The sequence below is a fragment of the Flavobacteriales bacterium genome (genome assembly GCA_020635795.1).
Lineage (GTDB): Bacteria > Bacteroidota > Bacteroidia > Flavobacteriales_E > Vicingaceae > Vicingus.
This window is the reverse complement of the sequence record JACJZD010000001.1, coordinates 1248419-1269215: the sequence shown is the minus strand read 5'-3', so window position 1 is coordinate 1269215 and position 20797 is coordinate 1248419. Positions and strand designations below refer to the sequence as shown.

The following is a 20797-nucleotide window of genomic DNA, read 5'->3' as shown; positions in this document are numbered from 1 at the left end:
GTTGGAACTTAGTACTTATCAAAAAGAAATTTTATATTTTAGCTAAATGAAAAGAATTGTGGCAAACCATATACTTCTTATATTAATAAGCTTTATAGCTATTACAAATGCTAAAGCGCAAGAAATTGATTCCTTAAAACTTGCTTTAAAAAACTGCAAACACGACACGCTTAAAGGACAAATTTACAATGATTTGGGCATGAATTACTACTTGTTTGCACCAGATAGTGCCTATTATTATTGGGGAAAATCGTTAGAGTTAGCTAACAAAAATTTAAAAAATGTAAAGCCAAACGAAAAAACTGCTTTTTTAATCAATAAAGCTGAAGCATTGGGAAGTTTAGGCTATTTAGATGATGGTAATGGTGATGTGGAATTGGCAACAAAAAGATACAAAGAATCGGCTGATATTTTTGTGGAATTGAATGAAATGACTAGTGCTGCAACCATTTATAATAACACAGGAATTATTTACATGAATGATGCAAGGCTTTCAGAGGCTTTTGAATTATTTGATTTGGCTGAAAAGTATTTTACCGAAGGCGAACATTTTGAAGGAAAAGCTATGGCAATTCAGAATAAAGCCCTTATTTATAAAAACAATGGCAACATGAAAAGTGCCATAGAATTGTATCATAAAAGTTTACAAATTCGCGATTCTATAGGCGATTCATTAGGATTAGGTCATGCGTATTATGAGTTAGGTATAATTCATAACATTCAACAAGATTTTAAGAAATCGAAAGAATACTTATTAAAAAGTTTACAAATTAGAAAAAACATAAAAGATTTGGGAGGGGTTGGAGCCTCACTTAATGAGCTAGGTATGTTGTATTTAGAAGCGAACAATGATTCTTGTCTCGATTTTTTTAGAGAAAGTATAAAATACCGGTTGCTTGCTAAAAGTATTAATGGACTGGGTTTTTCTTATTCAAGCATAGGTTCATATTACTTGAAAAAAAATCAACTGGATTCTGCTATAGCTAATTTTAAAATTGGGTTGAATTATAGATTGGAAACCAACGAAAAGAAAGGAATATCTTTATCTTATTATCTACTTGCTAATGTCTTTAACATTAAAGGAGAATATAAAAAAGCTATTGAAAATGCTACAAAATCTTATCTGCTTGGAAAAGAAAATAATTATACTGAAACCATATATAAAGCGGCGAACTTATTAAGTACCCTGCACAAGTCAGCAGGAAATTACCAACAAGCTTTAGTTTATTTTGAAGAGTACAAAGCAGCTTCAGATAGTATGGTAAATAGTGAAACTAAGCGGAAAACCATTGAGTCTCAAATGAACTTTGATTTTGATAAAAAAGAAGCTATTGCCAAAGCTGAACAAGAAAGAAAAGATGCAATTGTAGCAGAAGAAAAACGAGTACAAAAACTAATAACAGTAGTTGTTAGTATAGGGTTACTTCTAGTTTTATTGTTGGCTACATTTATATATAGGGGTTATCGACAAAAGCAAAAAGCCAACATCATTATTACTCATCAAAAGGAAGAGGTAGAACAATCGAAACGTATTATAGAAGAAAAACACAAAGAAATAACAGATTCTATAAATTATGCCGAACGAATTCAACGTAGTTTTTTAGCTACCAACGACATATTAGATAAAAATCTAAAAGATTATTTTGTTTTTTTTAGACCAAAAGAAGCAGTTAGTGGAGATTTCTATTGGGCTAGTGAACTGAAGGATGGTAACTTTGCTTTTTCGGTTGCAGATAGTACAGGTCATGGTGTGCCAGGTGCTATTATGAGTATTTTAAACATTTCCAGCTTAGAAAAATCTATTGAAAATGAATCGGATCCGAATAAAATATTAGATAAAACTAGACGAATAATTATTGAAAGGTTAAAGAATGATGGAAGTAAGGATGGAGGAAAGGATGGAATGGATTGTTGTTTGTTGGTTATCAATAAGGAGCATACTCAAATTTCAATGGCAGCAGCAAACAACCCTGTGTTTATCGTAAGAGAAAATGACCTCATTGAATTTAAAGCCGATAAAATGCCTGTAGGTAAACATGAAAAAGATACAGAGTTGTTCACTTTACATACTTCATTGCTACAAAAAGGCGATGTTATTTACATTTTAACCGATGGTTTTTCTGATCAATTTGGAGGAGAAAAAGGAAAGAAATACATGATTAAAAACCTTAAAAGCTTGTTTTTACAAATAGCTCATTTACCAATGCTAGAGCAAAATGAAATGATTGCTGCAGAATTTGACAGGTGGAAAGGAGAAAATGAACAAATTGATGACGTATGTATTATGGGGGTTAGGGTTTAATAATTAATGTCATTTTCCTTGTTCTGCACAATATTTATTGTTTAAATACGTACTTTAGCCATCACTAACCAAATTGTATTAATGAGACTAATTTTAGTAATGATTTTCCTTCTTGTTGGGTTTATTTCCAATGCTCAAATAGGAGGTAACAGTACTTATCAGTTTTTAAACGTTCCTGTTTCGTCGCGTGTTGGGGCAATGGGTGGTAGTGCAATTTCTATTCGTGATGATGATCCTAATTTAACATTAAACAACCCCTCGTTGTTAACTAAACCAATGAGTACATCCGTAACGTTAACGTATTTAAATTACTTTGCTGATATTAACTATGGTTATGTATCATACATACACGATTTTAAAAAGTGGGGAACATTTTCTGGGGGTTTAAATTATATCGATTATGGTACTTTTTTAGAAACCGATGAAGGCGGTAATGAATTTGGAAATTTTACGGCAGCTGAATATGCATTTGTACTGGGTTGGGGTAAAAGTATCGATTCGTTGTTTAGTGTAGGAGCAAACATAAAACCTATTTACAGTAACTTGTACGAATACAACTCATTTGGTTTAGCTGCTGATGTTGCAGTAACGTACTACAATCCGAAATCGAACATTGGAGTTTCTGCTATTGTAAAAAATATTGGAGCTCAATTAACTACTTATGTTGAGGGAGCTGAACGAGAACCCATTCCTTTTGAAATACAGATGGGTGTTTCTAAACGTTTAAAACATGTTCCAATTCGATTATCAGTGGATTTGGTACATCTCGAAAACTGGAACTTGGCGTTTAACGATTCCACGTATATCACCAATACCAATAAAAAATTGACTCAAGAAGATAAAGACGAGCGAAACAAAGTTTCGTTTGTTGATGAAGCATTAAGACATGTGATTGTTGGAACAGAAATTATTCCTTCACGTAGTTTTAGTGTTCGTTTTGGTTTAAACATTAAACGTAGAGCAGAACTAGGTTTAGACGATAGAGCAGGTTTGGCAGGTTTTAGTTGGGGCTTGGGTTTTAGGGTTAAGCAATTTTACTTTAGTTATGGTAGTGCTCGTTATCACTTGGCGGGTTCGTCCAATCATTTTACGGTTACTACCAATATCGCTGATTTCTACAAAAAAGAAAGTTTACCCGTACAGCCTCGTGAAAAAAAGGTTAAACCAGTTAAAGAAAAGAAAGTAAAGACCAAAAAAGCCGATAAAGAATGAAGAAAATTGTAATTGCCATTGATGGATATTCTTCGTGCGGCAAAAGTACCTTGGCAAAACAATTGGCAAAACAATTGGGTTATGTATATGTAGATACAGGTGCAATGTATAGAGCAGTAGCTTATTATGCTAGTCAAGAAGGTTTTTTTGATAAAAATGTGTTGAGTGTATCTAAGTTACTTGCAGCCTTACCCAAAATAAACATTACCTTTTCTTTCAATACAGCACTAAACACCTCTGAAACGTGTTTAAATGGAAAAAATATTGAACAATTTATTAGAACCATTGATATTTCTAATAAAGTAAGTAGAGTTGCTCAAATAAAAGAGGTGAGGGATAAAATGGTTGATTTACAACGTGAAATGGGAAAAAGCAAAGGCTTGGTGATGGATGGCAGAGATATTGGCTCAGTAGTTTTTCCTGATGCAGAACTAAAATTGTTTATGACTGCCAGTCCTGAAATTAGAGCAAAACGTAGGTTTGACGAATTAATAGCAAAAGGAGATAAGGTTACTTTTGAAGAAGTGCTTACCAACATTACCTTGCGTGATAACGATGATACCACTCGTTCTGAGAACCCATTAATAAAAGCTGATAATGCCGTGGTTATTGATAATTCTGAAATGACTCAAGTAGATCAATACCAATTAGCTTTAAACTTGGCTCAAAACATCATAAACGGTTAATTTTAATAACTGTTAAACCACATAGTTACATAGGATTTAGACTAAAAAGAAGATGATAGTTTAACATAACTTTCACGCTAAGCGTGAAAACAACTATGAGGTGCTTTATATAAATAGTATCCTTCTAATTTAATGTCGTTGCTTGATGATTTATTTTCCTTTTATTATACTTTTTTAATCGAAAAATTAAAAGCTATGTGTCTATGTGGTTTATTTTTTTACCAATATAAATTGAAGATAATTATTATCCCTTATCGTGTAGAAAATCGTAAATAATAGAAATAATCAGTAAATTCGCGTTTCTATAGTTACATTAAATAGAGAAGATGATAGAAGTTTTGAGTAAGATAAGTGTTGAAAAAACAACTCAATCAAAATTACCAGGGGTAGATTTCGATAATATAATTTTCGGGAAACAGTTTTCCGACCACATGTTTGTTGCCGATTACAAAAATGGAGAGTGGCAGGATTTAAAAATTGTACCTTATGCACCAATAACATTAAGCCCAGCTTGTGCTGCATTACATTATGGACAAGCCATATTTGAAGGAATGAAGGCTTACAAAAATGAAAATGACGAAATATTTTTATTTAGAGCGTACGATAATGCTAAACGTATCAATGTTTCCGCTAAAAGAATGTGTATGCCCGAAATTCCTGAAGAAATTTTTATGGAAGGGCTTAAACAATTGGTTAAATTAGATGCTGATTGGATTCCTTCAGGCGAAGGAAGTTCGTTATACATTCGCCCATATATGTTTGCTAGTGAGCAGCTTTTAGGTGTTCGTCCGGCTGATGAATACAAGTTTATTATTTTTACAGCTCCTGTTAATTCGTATTATGCCGAACCAGTAAATGTTAAAGTAGAAACCGAATTTTCTAGAGCTACCGAGGGTGGCGCTGGTTACGCAAAAGTGGCTGGGAATTATGGCGCAGCTTTATATCCTGCAAAAGTTGGTCAGAACAATGGTTACCAACAATTAATTTGGACAGATTCAATTTCTCATGAATACATTGAAGAATCAGGAACCATGAATGTGATGTTTCAAATAGGAAATAATTTGATAACTCCAAACCTTGATTTTAAGACAACTTTGGCTGGAATTACTAGAGATAGTGTATTAACCTTAGCTAAAGAAATGGGAATAAATGTACAAGAACGAAGAGTTTCTGTAGCTGAAATTATTGACGCTGCTCGAAAAGGCGAGTTAAAAGATGTTTTTGGAACAGGTACTGCTGCTACTATTGCTCAAATAGCTACCATTACATTGGGTGATGAGCGATTTGTTTTGCCAAATGTTGAAGAAAGAGTTTTATCAAACAACATTTCTAAAAAGCTTTTAGATATTAAAAAAGGTAGAGAAAAAGACACTCACGGTTGGGTGTTGAAATTATAAAAAAGAAAAAGGCTGTAAATAAAATTACAGCCTTTTTCATTAACAACTTACTTACTTTACCTGAAAACTTTTCTTGTAATGGATTCTGTACCATTGTTTATCGTTATAATATATAATCCAGCAGGATTGTTTGCCAAATTTAACTGATAGTTTGAGCTATTTATCTTGTCATTCAATACAGATTTACCAGTAATATCATAAACCGTAATAGTTTTTACTTGATTATTGTTAAAAATCAATCCGTAATTACCATTTCCTTTTGTTGCCAATGTAAAATCATTATTTTCTAGAATTGGATTAATAGCTGTGCTAAATGTTTTGGCAACGTTAAAAGTTAAGGCGGCTGTTGGAGTGTTTGGCAGCAATACACAGTCAAAAGTTAATGTGCCTCCAGAATAGTTATAAGTTACTTCAGCATCAACATCAGTAAAACTTAAGCTAAAATCATTATCGAAAGTAAAAATTTCTTCAATGGTTATGGTGTATAATCCAGATGCAGCAACTTTTGTGTGTACTTCTATGGTTGTATCTGTATCATATAACGGAAGCGAGTTAATAGATAATTTATCGTTAGATGGTATGGTGGTATATATTGAATTTGCCATAGGGTTGGGGCTTAATAACTTCCAAGCATCATATTGTCCGTCAAAATCGGGGGTGGCATCGTCAATAAATCTAATTATAGTTTCATCGTTATAGCCATAACCACTTATTGTAATTCGTAATGCATTGGTGTATTGAGCAAAAATAGTACTAGTTGAAATTATCATTAAAACTAGAAGAGTAAGTATCAATTTTTTCATGGTAAGGAATTTTAATTAATGATAGAATAAATTTCCTCCAGAAATTGATATAAAAAAACGGTGTTTGCTGGTAATTTTAAAAAATAATTACCCAATTTTTAATAGGCGTAGAGCCTTATTTTTATTGAGTATAACTACTTAAACTACGTAAAGCCTCTCCAACTGGAGAGGCTTTTTTATCAAATAGTGTTAATCAACTTTCAGTTTGAGTATCAAATTGACTCAACAGTTCTCTAATATCAGCAAAAGAGGTAGGGATGTAGTCTAAACGATAGTTGTTTGAACCATCTAAATCACGATAAAAAACCATGGGTTTTCCATCTTTTACTTTGTAGGCAAAAATGGCAGCAGGCTCCGTTGTAGGCATGCCTCCTCTTGTGTATTGTAAGCCTAAAGAATCCACATCCATAGGTACAATACTTTTTATTCGTTTAAAAACAACCAATACCCTTTCGTCATCAATACTGTTGCATTTTAACGTTAAGAGTTCTTGCTGTGAAGGGTTTTTATAAAATTTATCGACATTAATCCATTGTAAATCAACCGAAGCAAAAATGTAATTGTTCATGAGATTAACACTAGTTATGCCCAATTTCTCCATATCTTCAGCTTCTTCGGTTATGCGTTGTTTTCGTAGCAATTTCCATTGTTTTACATCTGCTTCATACTTTGCCAAATTGCGGTTGTATATTTCGTTGTACTTCTTTAAAGCTGTTTGATATTTAGCTGTTTTCTTAAAATCTTCTCTATCTTTTTTTATTTTTTCTTCCCATTTGGTTAAATCATCTTGGAATTTTATCATGTAGGCGGTATATGCATTCATGTAAGTATTGTATTTACTTAGTTTCGACTCGTATTTATCCATTCGGTTGTTGTAGTTGTTTACAGCCGATTCGTACCAACTTTTTTGTCGAGCTATTATTTTTTCTTTGTTTAAAAACTGGTACCAATGTATTTTTCTAAAATAATTTTCTGCTTTTGGTGCACTTGGTTCTCTTATTGCTCTCGGCATTTTTGGTGCTTGAGGTTTGGTTTTGTAATCAATAATAAATTCTGGTAGTTTAATGTTTTTGTAATTCATTTGTGGAAAAGAATTGTTGTAAGCATTAAAGCTGGTTTTACTTATGGGTTGATTAAGCGGAGTCCAATCGTCGCCTTGGTTCGATACAAAAAGCTCCATACCTTCTTTTCGGTTGGCAGTTGGTATTACTACTCGTAAAGGTGTTTTTTGATTAATACTTACATCTTTGCCACTAAGGGTTTTTGCACTAAGTTTAATCATGCCACCACTTTCAAGTATGTCCGTTTTACTTGTGGTAAGCAAGCCTGACGAAACAAAGCTTTTTACATCTAATGCCTCAACAAGTTCAAGGTTAACTTGTTCTGTAACAGGTGTACCGTCGGCATAAGTAAAGGCTTCGGGTTTTATTAAAATTTTAACGCCTTTTTTTCCTTCAATAATGTTTTCCTTTTTAGGCTCTATTATAAAGGTGTTGGTTTTGTTGTTTACCAACGCACTTTCCAATTCTTTGATGTTATCAAAATAGTAGGTGGTAAGGTTTATTTCAACTCTACGGTTGGCTTCTCTGTCGCTATCGGTTTTGTTGGGTTTAATGGGAGCTAACTCGCCCAAATAATCGACCTTAACAATGTTTTTGTTGATGCCGTTTTTAATTAAAAATTGTTTTACTTCTTCGGCTCGGTTGTACGACAATTTTTTGTTGTACTTCAAGTCGCCTCGGTTGTCGGTGTGCCCTGCAATGGTAATTTCAAAATCTAACTGTTTGGGTAGGGCTTCAATTAAACGTTTGAGCGTGTTTACCGATTCGGTGGTAAGTTGGTGTTTGTCTGTTTCAAATAAAACAGTGGTGGTGGTAGTGGTTTTTTTGGCTTGTAAACTATAGCTTAAGCTAAAGGAAATTACAAGCAGGATTGCTAGTTTTCTCATGGCTATTGGGTTTAGGGGGTTATTGAAGTAACTTCTAAACCAATTAAATTATTGTGTTAGCCATAGTTTGCAATTAATTTTTGTTAGTGCTGCAATAGATAACAATTAAAATAGTTACTTTTAGTATGATGAAAAACCTCCTAACCATATTAATTGTTTTGTTGTTTGCTCAAAGTGGGTTTGGTCAAAATGACTCAACTAAAGCTAAATTATTAGTTCTATATCACAATAATGGAAAAACTAAAGCTAATGGGCATGTTCTAAATGGTGAAAAAAATGGGCAATGGAATTACTGGGACGATAATGAAAAGTTAATCAAAAGTGAGAGTTATACATTTGGCAAATTAGATGGTGAGTATAAAGAATATTACTCAAATGGAAATACAAAAATTAAAGGGAATTATATTCTTGATTCAGAAGCTATATCCATAAAAAATGGTTACTGGTTCTACTATAATGAACAAGGGGATCTTATTAAACAATTCTTTTATATGGATGGAATAGAATATGAAAATAAACTAAACTAAACTGAAGAATCTTCTTAACTAAAAAAGATTCATCCCGTTATTTTATTGAACGCTAAAGCATTCATAAAATTTCGTTCAGCATGACAGGAAACAAAAAAGCCCCAACTTTCGTTTGGGGCTTTTATTTTGTAGCGAGAGAGAGATTTGAACTCTCGACCTCCGGGTTATGAATCCGGCGCTCTAACCAACTGAGCTACCTCGCCGTAATTGGGGTGCAAATATAGTAGTTTTGTTATTTTATCAACATATAAAGCGATTTTTTTTTTATATAATTTTTAAAAACAATTTTTTTACTATCTTGCAAGCCATAGTTTATACTAAATTGAAGCATTATGTCAGAGAAAGTAAAATATCAAATGGAGTTTGTGGTTAAGTCATCACCATCACTATTGTTTAATTATATTTCTACGCCAAGTGGTTTAAGTCAGTGGTTTGCCGACAATGTAAATTCAAGAGGGGAGTTGTTCACTTTTATTTGGGATGGTTCGGAAGAACAAGCTAAATTAGTAAGTAAAAAAACAAACCAATCGGTTAAGTTTAAATGGTTGGAGCAAGACGATGAATATTATTTTGAATTAAGAATACAAATTGACGATTTAACACAAGATGTAGCTTTAATAGTTACCGATTTTGCTTATGAAGATGAATTGGATGAGGCTAAATTGCTTTGGGAAACACAAGTAGGCGATTTGCACGCCATTATTGGTTAAATCTGACCAGCTTCTATCATCAACACAATACGTTCAATCATTTCGTCTTCTTCGTTTTCTTTAGGGTTGTAACGCTCTTTTAAATCGCCACTATAAAGTTTGGCAATGCCTTGATAAATAAAAGCTTTAAATCCGCCACGCATTTCTTTTATAATGTCGTACGTCGATTCTCCCGTTTCTCTATCAATTAATTTTACCAATACTCGACCTTGAGTAACGGTCATTTTTTTAATTACATCAGCAAATTCTTCTTTTAACTCTTTTTCTTTTTGTTTTAACAACAAACGTCTTTTTCGGTTGGAGCCTACATTCATTAATTCTTCGTTGTAATCGCTAAATTTTTGAGAAGCCAATTTTGCATAAGGGTAAACTTTGGTAACATGGTATCTCAGTCGTCTAAATTGCTTGTCTTTTTCAGCATCGCCATACAGTTTTTCGCCCACAATACGGACTACTGGTAAATTAAAGATGTACGAGGTGTCGCCATCAATTACCAACATTTGCATTACTTTACCGTTTGCCAATTTATTTTCAAAAATTTTAAACGAAGAGGTGTCTGTACTCAACGAATCCGTTATGTTTTGAGCATATCCGAAAAAGCTCATCAACAAATAAGCAAGGGTTAATATGTGGGTTGTTGGTTTCAATGCGTAAATTTTGGAAATAAAATTAGACCTTTACAATCAATTATTACACAAATGAGTTTAAACAATCAGGAAATAATTGATTTATTGGAAGATAAGTACGATAAATTCAATCGGGTATCTTTTATCGAGTCTGACCCAATTTCTGTACCACACTTGTTTGTTAAAAAGGAAGACATTGAAATTGCTGGGTTTTTAGCAGCTACCATTGCTTGGGGGCAACGTGTTACCATTATTAAAAATGCCAACAAGCTGGTTCAACTGATGGATTTAGCCCCTTATGATTTTGTAATGAACCACACGGCTAACGATTTAAAACGCTTTGAGTTATTTAAACACCGTACCTTTAATGCAGTTGATGTTGCTTTTTTTATTACATCGTTAAAAAACATCTATACCACAAAAGGAGGGTTGGAACAGGTTTTTGCAAACCATTCAACCGATATGCAAAAAAGCATACATCATTTTAGAGCGATGTTTTTTGAAATTGACCACCTCGAAAGAACCAAAAAACATGTTTCCGACCCCTTTAACAATTCAGCTGCCAAAAGAATTAACATGTTTTTGCGTTGGATGGTGCGTAACGACAACAGGGGAGTAGATTTTGGTTTATGGAAAAGCATAAATCCGAAACATTTGATGTGTCCGTTAGATGTACACTCTGGCAATGTAGCGCGTAAATTGGGTTTGTTAAATCGTACTCAAAACGATTGGAAAGCCACAGCAGAGCTTACCAATACGCTTAGAAAATTCGACGCCAACGATCCTGTTAAATATGATTTTAGTTTGTTTGGTTTAGGTGTTTTCGAGAAGTTTTAACAGTTACCATATTGAAAGTAAATTTTACCACATAGGTACATAGTTTTTTTACTGATGTTATAATAGATAATCTAGGTTTCATAGTGTTTTCTCCCGATTTATCGGGAGAACTATGTTGTGCTTTGTTATGCTTTTAACCTATAATTAAGTAGTCTATGTGCCTATGTGGTTATATTTTAAACAACTAGAGAGAAGGTGATGTATCTTCTAAATTCGTTAACAATTTTTAACAAAGTAAACCTAACAAATAATAGGTAGGAACAAAAGCTGTGTTTAACTTTGAGCAGCTAAAAAAAACAGACAAAAATGGAAGAAACAAATTTTACTAACCCAGTATCAACGCCAAATCCAACTTCAAATGTTGATATCAGAGCGTTAAACGAAAAAATACAACAAGAAAGTTCATTTGTAGAATTACTTACCATGGAAATGGATAAAGTAATTATTGGTCAGAAACACATGACCGAACGACTTTTAATTGGTTTGTTATCAAACGGACACATTTTGTTAGAAGGTGTGCCTGGTTTAGCAAAAACTTTAGCCATCAATACGTTGGCTAAAATTGTGGATGTAAAATTTAGCCGTGTTCAGTTTACACCCGATTTATTGCCTGCCGATGTTATTGGTACCATGATTTACAACCAAAAGCAAGAAGCTTTCTCGGTAAAAAAAGGACCAATTTTCGCCAACTTTGTATTAGCTGATGAGATTAACCGTGCTCCCGCAAAGGTACAAAGTGCTTTACTTGAGGCGATGCAAGAGCGTCAAATTACCATTGGCGAAGAAACCTTTAAACTACCTGAACCATTTTTAGTTTTAGCAACACAAAACCCTGTAGAGCAAGAAGGAACTTATCCTTTACCAGAAGCTCAAGTGGATAGGTTTATGTTAAAAGTGGTGTTAACGTATCCTAAAAAAGAAGATGAAAAAGTAATCATCAGACATAATATTTCTCAAGCAGGTTTTCCAACGCCCAATACTGTGCTTAAGCCTGCCGATATTTTAAGAGCAAGAGAAGTGGTAAGAGAAGTTTACATGGATGAGAAAATTGAGCAATACATTGTTGATATTGTTGATGCTACCCGTAATCCAGAAAACTATAACCTTGCCGAGTACAAAAACCTAATCAGTTTTGGTGGTTCTCCAAGAGCAAGTATAAACTTGGCATTGGCGGCGAAAGCTTATGCGTTTATTAAACGAAGAGGTTATGTAATTCCAGAAGATGTTCGTGCTATCTGTCATGATGTAATGCGTCATAGAATTGGTTTAAGTTACGAAGCTGAAGCCGAAAACATTACTTCAGAGGAAATTATCAATGGGATATTAAATAATGTGGAAATACCTTAAAGTAGGAAGATAGAAGTGGGAAGTGGGAAGACAGAAGTAGAATAAGTTTATCAAATGGAGAAAGGATTTAAATTCGAAAAATTGATTATTTGGCAAAAAGCTATGGATTTTGGTGAAGGAATAGATTCCTTATCTAAAAAATTCCCGGCTTCCGAATTATACAATTTATCTTCACAAATTAGAAGAGCTGCCGATTCTGTTGCTTTAAATATTTCTGAAGGTTCAATTGGACAATCAACTCTAGAGTTTAAAAAGTTTATGGGTTACGCTATTCGCTTCTTAGCTGAAGTTGTAACCTGTTTGCATAAAGCTTCAAGACGACAATATATTTCTGAATTAGAATTCAATCAATTTTATGAAGATGCTTTTAGCCTAATGAACATGATGACGGCGTTTAAAAAGAAAATTCAATGAAAACTAACAAGTCTTCTATATCCAAAGGTTTTACTCAAGCGGAAACTTCTGACTTCGGTCATCGGTCTTCTAGCTCAAGCTCAACTTCTGAGCTTCTAAAAAAAGTACGAAAGATTGAGATTAAAACCAGGGGGTTGAGCAATCAAATTTTCTCTGGCGAATACCATTCAGCTTTTAAGGGTAGAGGTATGGCGTTTAGTGAAGTTAGAGAGTATCAACACGGCGATGAAATTAGAACCATTGATTGGAATGTAACCGCTCGTTTTGGACATCCATATATTAAAGTGTTTGAAGAAGAACGTGAAATGACCGTAATGTTGTTGGTGGATGTGAGTGGTTCTAAAGAGTTTGGTACACAAGAAAAAAGTAAACAAGAGTTGGCTACCGAGATTTGTGCAGTTCTAGCATTTTCTGCTATTCAAAACAACGATAAGGTGGGGGTTATTTTCTTTTCAGATATTATCGAAAAGTTTATACCACCAAAAAAAGGGAAGAGCCATATTTTAATGATTATTAGAGATTTGTTGGATTTTCAACCTCAAAGTAAAGGAACAGATATTGGTTTAGCGTTGAAATATTTTACCAACGTGATTAAGAAGCGTAGCACATCGTTTTTAATTTCCGATTTTGTTGATGAAAAAAATTACGAAGACGCCTTAAAAATTGCTAACAAAAAACACGATTTAATCGCTCTACACATTTACGATAAAGCTGAAGAGGATTTGCCTAGTTTAGGACTAATACCATTGATAGATGCAGAAACCAATCAGTTAAAATGGGTGAACTCATCCAACAAAGATGTTCAAATCCATTACAAAGCAGCAGCATTAAAACGAAAAGATAAATTGAAAAATACGTTTAGACGTTCTGGGGTTGATAATGCAGAAATAGCAACAGAAGCAAATTATATTAAACCATTGATGAACTTGTTTAAACGGAGAGGAGCAAAATAAATGAACATTGGAACGCAGATAACGCTGATTACTATGATAAAAAAAGATAATAATCATGTATGATAATTATTTACATAGCGAATTAACAAAAGAATTAATAAAAATATACTATAAAGTATATAATACACTTGGGTATGGGTTTTTAGAAAAAGTTTATGAAAATGCGATGATTATTGAATTAAAGAAAGAAGGATTTGAAGTTGTATCTCAAAAACAGATTAAAGTTTTTTATGATGAAGTAGAAGTAGGTGTGTATTATGCAGATTTAGTAATTAACAATAAAGTAATTGTTGAGTTGAAAGCTACAGAATCACTTTGTGAGGAACATGAATTTCAGCTTATTAATTATCTAAAAGCGAGTGAAATAGAAGTGGGGTTGTTGCTTAATTTTGGCAAAGAACCTGAATTTAAAAGGAAAGTATTTTCAAATATTAAAAACTATAAAGAATCATAAAATAAATTATCATTAATAATCATATAAATCAGTGTCATCAGCGTTCAATTTGAAAATGAAACGATTACTCTACATATTGCTTCTACTAGCCTTTAGCTTTCAAGCAAATGCTCAACAATACAAGGTGGAAGCGAAAGCAGATACTTCATCAATTTTAATTGGTGAGCAAGTAAAAGTGAACATTAAAATTGATTACCGTAGAGATTTGGGCAGCATAACCATTGCTTTTCCAACTGTTTACGATACCATTAACGAGTTTGTAGAGGTTGTAAGCAAATCAAAAATTGATACTGTTGTTCCTGATAAAGATGACCCTTATCAAGTGTATCAACAGCAAACCATCATTTTAACTTCTTTTGATTCGGGTTATTATGTAATACCACCGTTTCAGTTTGTGGTAAACAATGATACGGTTGAGACCGAAGCTTTTTTATTGGAAGTCAATACGCTTGAAGTAGATACTGCACAAGGAATATTTGATATTAAACAACCCATTTCAGAGCCATTTTCGTTTATCGATTGGCTGAAAGAAAATTGGTGGTGGATGGCTGCCATATTGGTGTTAGCTATTGCTATTGTGGTATTGATTCGTTACTTGAAAAACAGAAAACCAAAAGAAGTTGTTGAAGAAGTTGTTCCTGTTATTCCTTATCACATTATTACTTTGGAGAAACTAGAAAAACTTGGACAAGAAAAATTGTGGCAGAGCGGAAAGGTGAAATTGTACCACTCACACATTTCAGAAATATTAAGAGAGTACATTGAGCATCGTTATCAGGTTAATGCGTTAGAAGAAACTACGGCAGAGATTATGCACGGCTTACGTTTACAACAAATTACGCCTGAGATGACCAATAAATTAACACAAACCTTAACCTTGGCTGATTTAGTGAAATTTGCCAAAGAGCAACCATTACCTCAAGAAAACGAACAAAGTTTAACCAATGCTATTGCGTTTGTACAAAGCACCAAAATAGAGGAACAAGTAATTAACTAATGTTAGCGTATTGGAACGACATATCATTTCAAAACCCTGAATATTTCTGGCTATTGTTGGTATTACCACTAATGTTGGCGTATTACATTTTTAGAAATAAAAAATTACAAGGAACATTTAAAATTTCGTCTGTTTCTAGTTTTGGTAAAACCAAGTTTCCGTATTTCAGACACACCATCATTTTGTTAAGAATGTTAGGATTAGCAGCGTTGGTTTTTGCTATAGCTCGTCCGCAAACCTCCTCGAGTTGGCAAGATGTTACTACCGTAGGTATTGATATTGTTATTGCCATGGATATTTCGGGGAGTATGTTGGCAGAAGATTTTAAGCCAAACCGTTTAGAAGCATCAAAAGATGTAGCGATGAAATTTATTTCGGAACGACCATATGACAGAATAGGTTTGGTGATTTATGCTGGCGAAAGTTTTACGCAATGTCCTCTAACTACCGACCACGATGTGTTGCTGAATTTGTTTAAGGATGTGAAAAACGGCATGATAGAAGATGGAACAGCAGTAGGTATGGGATTGGCAACGGCTGTTAATCGTTTAAAAGACAGCGAAGCAAAAAGTAAGGTAGTGATTTTGTTAACCGATGGGGTAAACAATGCAGGTTCTATACCACCTGTTACGGCTGCCGAAATTGCTCGTGAATTTGGAATCAGAGTGTACACCATTGGGGTAGGAACAAACGGAACAGCACCTACACCTTACCAAGATCAATTTGGTAGAACTGTGTACCAAGACGTACCTGTTCGTATTGATGAAAAGACTTTAAATGAAATATCTAAAATGGCTGATGGACAATATTTTAGAGCATTAAATAAAAGTAAGTTGGAAAGCATTTATCAAGAAATTGATAAGTTGGAAAAATCAAAAATTAACGTAACCGATTACAGAAAAAAATCAGAACATTTTTGGCCTTTTGCTTTATTGGCAGCCGTTGTTTTGTTGTTAGAATTTTTATTAAAAAATACCGTATTTAAAAGTGTTGTTTAGATTCGAACATACCATTTACTTGTGGGCGATGTTAGCTGTAATACCGCTAATGCTACTCGTGTTTATTTTTATACAGCGATGGAAAAATAAACGCTTGAAACAATTTGCCAATAAAACGGTCATTAAGCGCCTGATGCCAAATGTATCGTTCAAATTGCCTGTTGTTAAGTTTGTGTTGTTGTCGTTGGCGTTTTTGTTTTTATTGTTGGGTTTAGCCAATTTACAATATGGTACAACTATGGAAGAAGCTAAGAAAGAAGGGGTGGATTTGATGATTGCTTTAGACGTAAGTAACAGTATGTTGGCGGAAGATTTATCACCAAACCGTTTGGAACGTGCTAAAAGAGCCATTTACCAATTGATTGAGAAATTACAAAATGACCGTTTGGGAATTATTGTTTTTGCAGGCGAATCGTTTGTACAATTGCCCATAACTACTGATTATTCATCAGCCAAGTTGTTTTTAGAAACCATTGGTACTGATATTGTGCCTACACAAGGTACAGCAATTGGTTCGGCTATTGATTTGGCTATGGAATCGTTTGATTTTGAAACAACTACCAGTAAGGCCATTATTGTGATTACCGATGGTGAAAACCACGAAGACGATGCTGTTCAAGCAGCTCAAAACGCAGTAGAAATGGATGTTTCGGTACATACCATTGGTATGGGATCGGAGCAAGGGGCACCTTTACCAATTTACAAAGGTGGTAAACAAGTGGGTTTTAGAACCGACAACAGTGGTAACTCGGTGGTGTCTAAATTGGATGAAACCATGTTGAAGCAAATTGCTACAGCTGGTAATGGTACTTACGTTAGAGCTACCAATGCCAATGCTGGTTTGGGTATTATCATGAATGAAATTGGTAAAATGGAGAAAAAAGAATTTGATAGCAAGGTGTTTAAAAATTACGAAAGTCGTTTTCAGATTTTCTTAATCATAGCCTTGGTATTATTACTCGTAGAGTTCTTTATTTCTACCCGTAGAAGTGGAAAATTAGATGGTGTTAATTTGTTTGAAGTAAAAAAATGATCAAGTATTGTTTAACCATAGTATTGTTGTTGTCTTATTTTCTAGGAGTTAGTCAAGAAGATAGGAATTACATCCGTAAAGGAAATAACCTGTACGAAAAAGAAGATTTTGTTGGAGCAGAGGAAAACTATTTAAAAGCCTTAGAAAAAAATAACCAATCGGCGAAAGCTGAATTTAACTTGGGCGATGCCTATTACAAACAAAAAAAGTTTGCCGAAGCTGCTCAACAATTCCAAAAAATAGCCGAAAAATCTACCGATAAGGAAATGAAAGCCAGTGCTTACCATAATTTAGGAAACTCCTTGTTGCAAGCCGAAAAATACCAAGAAAGCGTTAATGCTTACAAGCAATCGTTAAAATTGAATCCAAACGATAACGAAACCCGTTACAATTTAGCGTATGCTAAAAAAATGCTTCAGCAACAACAGGAGCAAGAAAATAAAGATAAAGACAAAGACAAACAGGACGATAAAAAGGATCAGGATAAGAAAGACGAACAAAATAAGGATAAAGACAAAAACGACGAAAAGAAAGACCAGGACAATAAAGATAAGTCGGACGAGAAAAAAGATGGCGAAAAAGACAAAGAGCAGCAGCCACAACCTAACCAGCTGTCGAAACAACAAGCACAACAAATGTTAGATGCGCTGAACAACCAAGAGAAAAAAGTTCAAGCAAAACTGAAAAAGAAAAAAGAAAACGGACAAAAACTTAATATTGAAAAAGATTGGTAAAGTTTTAAGTGGGAAGACAGAAGTTGGAAGTTGGAAGATGATTTAATTTACTTGTCATTCTGAATAAAATTTATTCATAAATCTATTAGGTTTATGAAAATAAATGAAGTGAAGAATCTTCTTAGTTTGATTTGACAATTGATTTATAGAAAAATGAATAAAAACGTATGCACAAACTGTTAACATATCTATTCCTTTATATTGCACTTGCAATGGGTAGCAAGGCTTTTGCACAAGATGTAAAGTTTACAGCAGCAACCAGTCATACCGAAGTTGCAACGGGCGACCGTTTTCAAATTCAGTTTACTGCTAATGCCAAAATAACCAACTTTAAAGCTCCCGATTTATCCGATTTTAGAGTGTTGTCTGGTCCTAACCAGAGTACGAGCATGTCGTTTGTAAACGGAGCCATGAGTACGAGTATTTCGTTTAGTTATGTGTTAATGGCAGTTAAAGAAGGGATGTTTACCATTAAACCTGCTGTTGCAGCAGTTGATGGACAAGCATACAGCACCAACAGTTTAAACATATCGGTATCGAAAGGGGTAAACGTACAACAACAGCAAACTCAACAAAACCAACCCGAAGAAAGCATTAACATTTCGAAAGCTGATGCTACCAAAGATTTGTTTATTAAATCAAGTGCATCAAAAACGACGGTTTACCAAGGCGAACACATTATTGCAACCTATAAACTTTACACCAAAGTAAACATTGCTGGTAACGAGTTGGTAAAAAATGCCGATTTAAACGGTTTTTGGAGTCAAGAAATTGATTTAGGACAAGCACAATGGAGCCAAGAAGTGTTTGGTGGTTTCCGTTGGAACGTGGCTACCATTCGTAAAATAGTATTGTTTCCGCAACGTTCGGGTACTTTAACGATTGACCCCTTGGAAATGAAGTTTATCGTTCAACGACGAGCTTCAGGAGGTAATTCGGTCTTCGACCAGTTTTTTGGGCGAGTAGAAAACGTAGAAGCCAACCTTAAAAGTGAGCCGATAAAAATTAAGGTGTTGCCACATCCTGAACCAAATCCAGCAAGTTTTAGTGGGGCAGTGGGGCAGTTCGAAATGACGGCAGATTTATCTACCAACAAGGTAAAAGCTAATGAAGCCATCAATTTAAAAATTAAAGTTTCGGGTAAAGGTAACTTGCCGTTAATCGAAAACTTTACCATTGATTTCCCGAAAGATTTTGAGACTTACGACCCTAAAATTGCTGATAACTACAAAACATCGCCAAACGGTGTTGCTGGTGCAAAAGAGTACGATTATTTATTAATACCTCGCCATGCGGGTACATTTACCATCGACCCAGTGGAGTTTACCTATTTCGACCCAAACACCAAAGCGTATAAAACCTTAAAAAGCGAACCATTTACCATTGAGGTAGAAAAAGGCGACGGTAGTGCTGCCAACGTAACTTTTAATGGAGCAAACAAAGAAGATGTGCAAATTTTGGGCGAAGACATTCGTTACATCCATACCAACGATATTGTGGTTACCCACGCCAAATCGTCGTTTTATGGTAGTCTAGGGTTTTACATTGCTTTAGCCATTTTGCCTTTGTTGTTTATTTTGGTGTTGATTTTTAGAAACAAACTACGCGAAGCACAACGCGATGTAATAGGTTCGAGAAGCCGAAAAGCCAACAAAATGGCAAACAAATACTTGGCTGCTGCTAAAAAGAGTTTAGATGCCAACCAAAAAGCGGCGTTTTACGAGCACATTTCTAAAGCTTTGTTTGGATATACCAGCGACAAGCTAAAAATTCCGTTATCGGCATTAAACAAAGAAAACATTACCGAAAAACTAAACGGTGTAAGCGTTAGCCAAGATACCATTAGCAATTTTATTGCTACTTTAGAATTGTGCGAAATGGCTCGTTTTGCTCCAGTTTCGGTTTCTGAACAAGAAATTTATGGTAAAGCTGCCAATATTATTAACCAGATAGAGAAGGAGGTAAGGTTATGAGTTCAAGTTTAAAGTATTCAGTTCACAGTACACAGTCTACAGTCTTCGGTCTTCGGTCTTCGGTCTTCCAACATCTTACCGTATTCCTTTTACTATTTGTAATTAGTTCATCAGTATTCGCTACTTCGGTTGCTAACCCCAACATTAAGTTTAAAGAAGCCAACGAGTTATATGCCAACGGCAAATACACCGAAGCAGCCGAATTGTACAACACCTTAATTACCGACGATTATTTATCGCCAGAGATTTATTACAATTTGGGTAATGCCTATTTTAAGTTAAACCAAATACCACAGGCCATTTTAAACTACGAACGTGCGTTAAAACTAAAACCCGATTACGAAGACGCTATTTTTAACCTGAAACAAGCCAATTTTAGAACCATTGATAAAATTGACCGTTTGCCTGAACTCTTTATTGGTAACGCGTACAAAAACTTGGTGGGTTCTAAAACAGCAAGTACCTGGGCGTATTTTACCATAGGTTTGTTGGCGGTTGCGTTGCTGTTGTTGGTGAGTTATTTGTTGAGCTCGGCAGTACTGATTAAAAAAACAGGTTTTTATGGTGGTTTGTTGTTTTTGTTAATGGGCTTGTTTTGCTGGTTTATGGCTAGCCAAAACCAAAACTTGGTAAACCAACAAGCTGAAGCCATTATTTTTACCGAAACCGTTACCGTTAAAAGCGAACCCAACGCCAACTCTCAAAAACTGTTTACCCTACACGAAGGCACCAAAGTAAATGTGCTGGAGCAAAACAACACTTGGGTAAAAATTAAATTGCCTAACGGTAATGTGGGTTGGTTAGCTGCTACCGATTTGGAAGTGATTTAATTAAACCACTTTATCT

Annotated in this window: 20 protein-coding genes and 1 tRNA gene; 17 read left to right on the top strand and 4 right to left on the bottom strand. The window is 34.4% G+C overall.

Annotation, left to right across the window (positions count from 1 at the left end):
• Positions 1-46 precede the first annotated feature (46 nt).
• From H6589_05635 to H6589_05620, 4 genes are all read left to right on the top strand, one after another.
• Positions 47-2302, top strand: coding sequence for a tetratricopeptide repeat protein (locus H6589_05635; protein MCB9174070.1), 2256 nt, complete (start codon positions 47-49; stop codon positions 2300-2302).
• 81 nt (positions 2303-2383) lie between these two features.
• Positions 2384-3514, top strand: a complete 1131-nt coding sequence (gene porQ / locus H6589_05630; protein MCB9174069.1) for a type IX secretion system protein PorQ — start codon at positions 2384-2386, stop codon at positions 3512-3514.
• Positions 3511-4200, top strand: a complete 690-nt coding sequence (locus tag H6589_05625; protein ID MCB9174068.1) for a (d)CMP kinase — start codon at positions 3511-3513, stop codon at positions 4198-4200. The genes porQ and H6589_05625 overlap by 4 nt, the downstream gene beginning before the upstream one ends.
• A 326-nt stretch (positions 4201-4526) precedes the next feature.
• A complete protein-coding gene (locus H6589_05620) occupies positions 4527-5597 on the top strand; it encodes a branched-chain amino acid aminotransferase (GenBank protein ID MCB9174067.1) in 1071 nt (356 codons plus the stop codon).
• A 56-nt stretch (positions 5598-5653) separates the two neighbouring features.
• Here H6589_05620 and H6589_05615 read toward each other — a convergent pair whose 3' ends face one another.
• Both H6589_05615 and H6589_05610 read right to left on the bottom strand, forming a co-directional pair.
• Complete coding sequence (locus tag H6589_05615) at positions 5654-6400, bottom strand: T9SS type A sorting domain-containing protein (GenBank protein MCB9174066.1); 747 nt, start codon at positions 6398-6400, stop codon at positions 5654-5656.
• A gap of 193 nt (positions 6401-6593) precedes the next feature.
• Positions 6594-8348, bottom strand: coding sequence for an OmpA family protein (locus H6589_05610; GenBank protein MCB9174065.1), 1755 nt, complete (start codon positions 8346-8348; stop codon positions 6594-6596).
• Between the two features lie 125 nt (positions 8349-8473).
• Between H6589_05610 and H6589_05605 the strand changes: the two genes are divergently transcribed.
• Positions 8474-8875: a hypothetical protein gene (locus tag H6589_05605; protein ID MCB9174064.1), complete on the top strand. Its 402-nt coding sequence runs from the start codon at positions 8474-8476 to the stop codon at positions 8873-8875.
• A gap of 129 nt (positions 8876-9004) precedes the next feature.
• Here the strand turns inward: H6589_05605 and H6589_05600 are convergent.
• Positions 9005-9078 (bottom strand) — tRNA-Met (locus tag H6589_05600).
• A 129-nt stretch (positions 9079-9207) separates the two neighbouring features.
• On the opposite strand from H6589_05600, the gene H6589_05595 reads away from it, so the two are divergent.
• Entirely contained in the window at positions 9208-9585 is a 378-nt protein-coding gene (locus H6589_05595) for an SRPBCC domain-containing protein (GenBank protein MCB9174063.1), read from the top strand.
• Here H6589_05595 and H6589_05590 read toward each other — a convergent pair.
• Positions 9582-10232: a DUF4294 domain-containing protein gene (locus tag H6589_05590; protein MCB9174062.1), complete on the bottom strand. Its 651-nt coding sequence runs from the start codon at positions 10230-10232 to the stop codon at positions 9582-9584. The genes H6589_05595 and H6589_05590 overlap by 4 nt on opposite strands.
• A 51-nt stretch (positions 10233-10283) precedes the next feature.
• Here H6589_05590 and H6589_05585 point away from each other — a divergent pair, with 51 nt between their 5' ends.
• The 11 genes from H6589_05585 (at position 10284) to H6589_05535 (ending at position 20781) form a co-directional block, all read left to right on the top strand.
• A complete protein-coding gene (locus H6589_05585; protein MCB9174061.1) occupies positions 10284-11048 on the top strand; it encodes a TIGR02757 family protein in 765 nt (254 codons plus the stop codon).
• Positions 11049-11354: 306 nt separating this feature from the next.
• Positions 11355-12395, top strand: a complete 1041-nt coding sequence (locus H6589_05580) for a MoxR family ATPase (GenBank protein MCB9174060.1) — start codon at positions 11355-11357, stop codon at positions 12393-12395.
• 54 nt (positions 12396-12449) lie between these two features.
• Complete coding sequence (locus H6589_05575; protein ID MCB9174059.1) at positions 12450-12809, top strand: four helix bundle protein; 360 nt, start codon at positions 12450-12452, stop codon at positions 12807-12809.
• Positions 12806-13762: a DUF58 domain-containing protein gene (locus H6589_05570; GenBank protein MCB9174058.1), complete on the top strand. Its 957-nt coding sequence runs from the start codon at positions 12806-12808 to the stop codon at positions 13760-13762. The genes H6589_05575 and H6589_05570 overlap by 4 nt, the downstream gene beginning before the upstream one ends.
• A 55-nt stretch (positions 13763-13817) precedes the next feature.
• Positions 13818-14216 carry a GxxExxY protein gene (locus tag H6589_05565; protein MCB9174057.1) on the top strand — a complete coding sequence of 133 codons (399 nt, stop codon included), beginning with the start codon at positions 13818-13820 and terminating at the stop codon, positions 14214-14216.
• A gap of 55 nt (positions 14217-14271) precedes the next feature.
• On the top strand, positions 14272-15213 hold the full coding sequence (locus H6589_05560; GenBank protein MCB9174056.1) for a hypothetical protein: 942 nt from the start codon (positions 14272-14274) through the stop codon (positions 15211-15213).
• 20 nt (positions 15214-15233) lie between these two features.
• Positions 15234-16211 carry a VWA domain-containing protein gene (locus tag H6589_05555; protein ID MCB9174055.1) on the top strand — a complete coding sequence of 326 codons (978 nt, stop codon included), beginning with the start codon at positions 15234-15236 and terminating at the stop codon, positions 16209-16211.
• Positions 16204-17244, top strand: a complete 1041-nt coding sequence (locus tag H6589_05550) for a VWA domain-containing protein (protein ID MCB9174054.1) — start codon at positions 16204-16206, stop codon at positions 17242-17244. Before H6589_05555 ends, H6589_05550 begins: the two co-directional genes overlap by 8 nt.
• On the top strand, positions 17241-17978 hold the full coding sequence (locus H6589_05545) for a tetratricopeptide repeat protein (protein ID MCB9174053.1): 738 nt from the start codon (positions 17241-17243) through the stop codon (positions 17976-17978). The genes H6589_05550 and H6589_05545 overlap by 4 nt, the downstream gene beginning before the upstream one ends.
• 167 nt (positions 17979-18145) lie before the next feature.
• The gene (locus H6589_05540; protein MCB9174052.1) at positions 18146-19951 is read left to right on the top strand and encodes a protein BatD; all 1806 of its coding nucleotides are present in this window, start codon (positions 18146-18148) and stop codon (positions 19949-19951) included.
• Positions 19948-20781 (top strand): tetratricopeptide repeat protein, encoded by an 834-nt coding sequence (locus H6589_05535; GenBank protein MCB9174051.1) that lies wholly within the window; start codon positions 19948-19950, stop codon positions 20779-20781. Before H6589_05540 ends, H6589_05535 begins: the two co-directional genes overlap by 4 nt.
• Positions 20782-20797 lie beyond the last annotated feature (16 nt).